6 protein-coding genes are annotated in these 4081 nt (G+C 73.1%); 5 read left to right on the top strand and 1 reads right to left on the bottom strand.

Features of this window, described 5'->3' with window-relative positions:
- Window positions 1-51 precede the first annotated feature (51 nt).
- Entirely contained in the window at window positions 52-198 is a 147-nt protein-coding gene (locus tag ASG29_RS16740; protein ID WP_156457978.1) for a hypothetical protein, read from the top strand.
- Between the two features lie 86 nt (window positions 199-284).
- Here the strand turns inward: ASG29_RS16740 and ASG29_RS10915 are convergent, their stop codons facing one another.
- Window positions 285-1277 (bottom strand): adenosine kinase, encoded by a 993-nt coding sequence (locus tag ASG29_RS10915; RefSeq protein WP_055983643.1) that lies wholly within the window; start codon window positions 1275-1277, stop codon window positions 285-287.
- A gap of 103 nt (window positions 1278-1380) precedes the next feature.
- Here ASG29_RS10915 and ASG29_RS10910 point away from each other — a divergent pair, with 103 nt between their 5' ends.
- The 4 genes from ASG29_RS10910 to ASG29_RS17560 all read left to right on the top strand — a co-directional run.
- Entirely contained in the window at window positions 1381-2049 is a 669-nt protein-coding gene (locus ASG29_RS10910; RefSeq protein ID WP_055983641.1) for an EI24 domain-containing protein, read from the top strand.
- Window positions 2046-2405 carry a hypothetical protein gene (locus ASG29_RS10905; RefSeq protein WP_055983639.1) on the top strand — a complete coding sequence of 120 codons (360 nt, stop codon included), beginning with the start codon at window positions 2046-2048 and terminating at the stop codon, window positions 2403-2405. Before ASG29_RS10910 ends, ASG29_RS10905 begins: the two co-directional genes overlap by 4 nt.
- Complete coding sequence (locus tag ASG29_RS10900) at window positions 2406-3320, top strand: ABC transporter ATP-binding protein (protein WP_055983637.1); 915 nt, start codon at window positions 2406-2408, stop codon at window positions 3318-3320.
- Window positions 3317-4081: ABC transporter permease (locus ASG29_RS17560; protein WP_235532873.1), on the top strand; the 765-nt coding region annotated here is incomplete at its 3' end. The genes ASG29_RS10900 and ASG29_RS17560, both read left to right, overlap by 4 nt.

Raw genomic sequence — 4081 nt, 5'->3', positions numbered from 1 at the left:
GTTCGACGGCTTCGGCTCCTGCGGCGCGGTGGATGCCGGGACGGGCCCGGCATGACGGGGTTGGTCGGGCCGGTGTTCGACCGCCCGACGCGGCGCGGCCTGACCGTCGTGTCGGAGGTGATCCGGGATCCGGCGTGGTTCGCAGGAGATGGCGGTCGGGTGTGCGGCGCGATGGACCCCGGATCGGGTCCGGGGTGACGGAGTGGGCGGGCCGTCGTCCCGCGCTATTCCTACCCGGCGGAGGCGGGGGGCCGGATGGCCGGACCCGGCCCGCCGGCGAACCCTCACACCCCGGCGGTCAGCGCCTTCAGGTCCGCCAGCGGGCGGGCGCCGAAGTGGCCGATCACCTCGGCGGCGCAGATCGCGCCCAGGGTCAGCGATTCCTTCAGGCCCTTGCCGCGCGCCTGCCCGTGCAGGAAGCCCGCCGCGAACAGGTCGCCCGCGCCGGTGGTGTCGACCACCGCGGACACCGGTTCCGCGGGGACCGACACGCGTTCGTCGCCCGCGATGGCGCAGGCGCCCTGCTCGCTCATCGTCACGACCAGCAGCGGCACCTTCGCCCGCACCGCCGCGATCGCCGCCTCGATATCCTGGGTGCGGGTCAGCGACATCATCTCCGCCTCGTTGGCGAACAGGACGTCGATCAGCCCGGCGTCGATCAGCGCGTGGAAGGCGTCGCGATGCCGGTCGATCACGAATTCGGCGGACAAAGTGAAGGCGACCTTGCGCCCCGCGCCGCGCGCGACGTCGATCGCCGCGCGCATCGCGGCGCGCGGCTCCTCCGGATCCCACAAATAGCCTTCGAGATACAGATATCGCGCCTCCGCGATCAGCCCGCGATCCAGCGCGTCGGCGGGCAGGTAGTGCGACGCGCCCAGAAAGGTGTTCATCGTCCGCTGCCCGTCGGGCGTGACGAAGATCATGCAGCGGCCGGTCGTCGGCGCGCCTTCCCGCGCCTCGGTATCGAAGCGGATGCCCGCGGCGCGGATGTCGTGCGCGAACACCTCGCCCAGCTGGTCGTCGGCGACCTGCCCGATGAAGGCGCAGCTGCTGCCCAGCATCGCCATGCCCGCGATCGTGTTCGCCGCGGAGCCGCCCGACACCTCCTGCCCCGGCCCCATCTTCGCATAGAGCGCGTCCGCCTCCTCCGGCGAGAAGACCAGCGCCATCGCCCCCTTCGTCATGCCGTTCTCCGCGACGAAGGCGTCGGTGGCGGGGGACAGGATGTCGACGATGGCGTTGCCGATGGCGACGACGTCGTAGCGGGGTGCGGTCAAGGGATGCTCCAGCGATCGGAAGGGAATGGGGCGGGGCCTAGGCGGGGCATGTGGAGGGCGCAAGCATTGACGCCGCCGGAGCGCCGCCGCATGCCGCGGGAAGATGATCCGCGCGTTCCTCCTTTCGCTGGCGCAACTGGGCGACCGCGCGGTGCTGGGCGTGCTGGCGAAATCGCTGGCGGTGACGCTGGCGCTGTTCGTCGCGGGCGGGGCGCTGGCGTGGTGGGGGATCGACGCGGCGCTGGCGCGGTACGCGTGGCACGGCGCGATGGCCGGGGCGGCGGCGATCGTCCTGACGGTCCTGGGGGCGTGGCTATTGTTCCGCGCGGTCGCGATCGGGGTCGTCGGCGTGTTCGCGGACGGCGTGGTGGAGGCGGTGGAGCGGCGGCATTATCCCGGCGCGCTGGCCGGCGCGCGGCCGGTGCCGTTCCATCGCGGCGTGGCGATGGGTCTGGCCTCGGCCGGGCGGGTCGTGGCGGTGAACGTCGCGCTGGCGCCGGTATATGTCGCGCTGCTGGTCACGGGCGTGGGGACGGCGGCGCTGTTCCTGCTGGTCAACGGCTGGCTGCTGGGTCGCGACCTGGGCGACATGGTCGCGGCGCGGCACCTGCCCAAGGGCGCGCTGAAGGCGTGGCGCGGCGAGACGACGGGGCGGCGGTTCCTGCTGGGCCTGGCGGGGACGGTGCTGCTGCTGGTCCCGGTCCTCAACATCCTCGCCCCCGTGCTCGGCGCGGCGATGGCGACGCATCTCTATCACGGACGACGCGCATGAAACCGTATCCGCTGATCCCCGCGCTGCTGCTGTCGGCCTGCGCCGCGGCGCCGTCGCGACAGGCGTCCGCGCCGCGCATCCCCGTGCCGCTGCCGGTCGCGGGGCTGGAAGGCGTGATGGGGCAGAACGCCGCCGCGCTGGTCCGCCAGTTCGGCACCCCCGACGCCGACGTGCGCGAGGGGACCGCGCGCAAGCTGCAATTCGCCAGCGCGATCTGCGTCCTGGACGCCTATCTGTACCCCGCCGGGAACGGCGAGCCCAAGGTCACCTGGCTCGACGCGCGCGAGCGCGACGGGAGCCAGATCGACCGCGCCAGCTGCGTCGCCGCGCTGACGCGCCGCACCGGGGGGAAGTAGGTGGCCGATCCGGTGGTGACCGCCGACGGGCTGGTGAAGCGGTTCGGCGACCGCCGCGTCGTGGACGGCGTGGACCTGTCGGTGCCGCGCGGTGCGATCTACGGCGTGCTGGGTCCCAACGGCGCGGGAAAGACGACGACGCTGCGGATGCTGCTGGGCATCATCGAGCCGGACGAGGGGACGCGCACCCTGCTGGGCGAACGCCATCCGCGCGATGCCAGCGACCGGGTCGGCTACCTGCCCGAGGAGCGCGGCCTGTATCCGTCGATGAAGGCGAAGGAGGCGATCGCGTTCATGGGCGCGCTGCGCGGGCTGGACTGGCGCGTCGGACGCGCGCGCGCGATCGGAATGCTGGAGGCCGCGGGGCTGGGCCATGCCGCCGATGAGAAGGTGCGCAAGCTGTCGAAGGGGATGGCGCAGCTGGTGCAATTGCTCGGCTCGGTCGTCCACCAGCCCGACCTGATCGTGCTGGACGAGCCATTCTCGGGCCTGGACCCGGTCAACCAGGAGCGGCTGGAGGCGCTGATCCTGGCGGAGCGGGATCGCGGGGCGACGATCCTGTTTTCCACGCATGTCATGGCGCATGCGCAGCGCCTGTGCGACCGGCTGGCGATCATCGCGCGGGGCAAGCGCCGGTTCGAGGGGACGGTGGACGACGCGCGAGGCATGTTGCCGCAGCAGGTGCGCTACGTCCCCGCCCGTCCCGCCCCCGCCATCGCCGCGCTGCTGCCGCCCGATGCGGCCGCGGGGGGCGACGGGTGGCGCTTCACCCTGCCCGACGAGGGGATCGAGAACGTGCTGCGCCGCCTGATCGACGCGGGCCACGGCATCGCGGGCCTGTCGATCGAGCGGCCCGGCCTGCACGAGGCATTCGTCCGCATCGTCGGCGATGCCGACCGGGAGGCGACGCGATGAGCCCGCTGCGCCGCCGCATCCGCCAGACGCTGACCATCGCGCGGCGCGATTTCGTCGCGACGGTGTTCACCCCGATCTTCCTCCTGTTCCTGTTCGCGCCGCTCATCATGGCGTCGTTCGGCGCGATCGGCGGGCTGGGCGCCGCCAGCGTGTCGGCGGGATCGGCGGACAAGGCGCGGCTGGTCCTGCTGCTGCCCGCGGACGAGGCCGCGGCGGTGCGCGATGCCGATGCGGTGCTGCGCCCGCTGTTCCCCGGCGAATTGCGCCCCCCCGCGCTGGAGGCGCGCGCGCCCGCGGGCGACGTGGCGCGGCAGGCGCGCGACGCGCTGGACGATCGCAGCGTCGACGTCGCCGCGGTCATGCGCGGGCCGGTGGCGCATCCCACGATCCTGTACGCCACGGGCAGCCGGGGCGAGGCGAACTACCTGGCCGCGCTGGCGGACCGCGCCCTGCTCGCCACCGCGGCGGGCGCGACGACGCGCCCGGCGGCACGGATCGAAAGCGTCGCCACCACCGCGCCGACGCAGGGCGGGCGCAAGGCCACCGCCTTCTTCGCGGTGTTCGGCATTTTCTTCCTCACCCTGTTCCTGTCGGGACAGGTCGTCGGCACCATGGCGGAGGAGCGCAACAGCAAGGTCATCGAGATCCTGGCCGCCGCGGTCCCGCTGGAATCGGTGTTCCTGGGCAAGTTGCTGGGCATGTTCGGGGTCGCGGTGCTGTTCGTCGCCTTCTGGGGGACGGTGGTGAGCCAGGCGAGCGCG

Origin of the sequence: Sphingomonas sp. Leaf412 (assembly GCF_001425405.1) — a bacterium.
Taxonomy (GTDB): Bacteria; Pseudomonadota; Alphaproteobacteria; order Sphingomonadales; family Sphingomonadaceae; genus Sphingomonas.
This window is presented reverse-complemented; position numbering and strand designations above follow the sequence as displayed.

Excerpts from the sequence above, each read along its gene's own strand:
- ASG29_RS16740 (WP_156457978.1), top strand. The coding sequence starts at position 52 with ATGACGGGGTTGGTCGGGCCGGTGTTCGACCGCCCGACGCGGCGCGGC.
- ASG29_RS10905 (WP_055983639.1), top strand. The coding sequence starts at position 2,046 with ATGAAACCGTATCCGCTGATCCCCGCGCTGCTGCTGTCGGCCTGCGCC.
- ASG29_RS10910 (WP_055983641.1), top strand. The coding sequence starts at position 1,381 with ATGATCCGCGCGTTCCTCCTTTCGCTGGCGCAACTGGGCGACCGCGCG.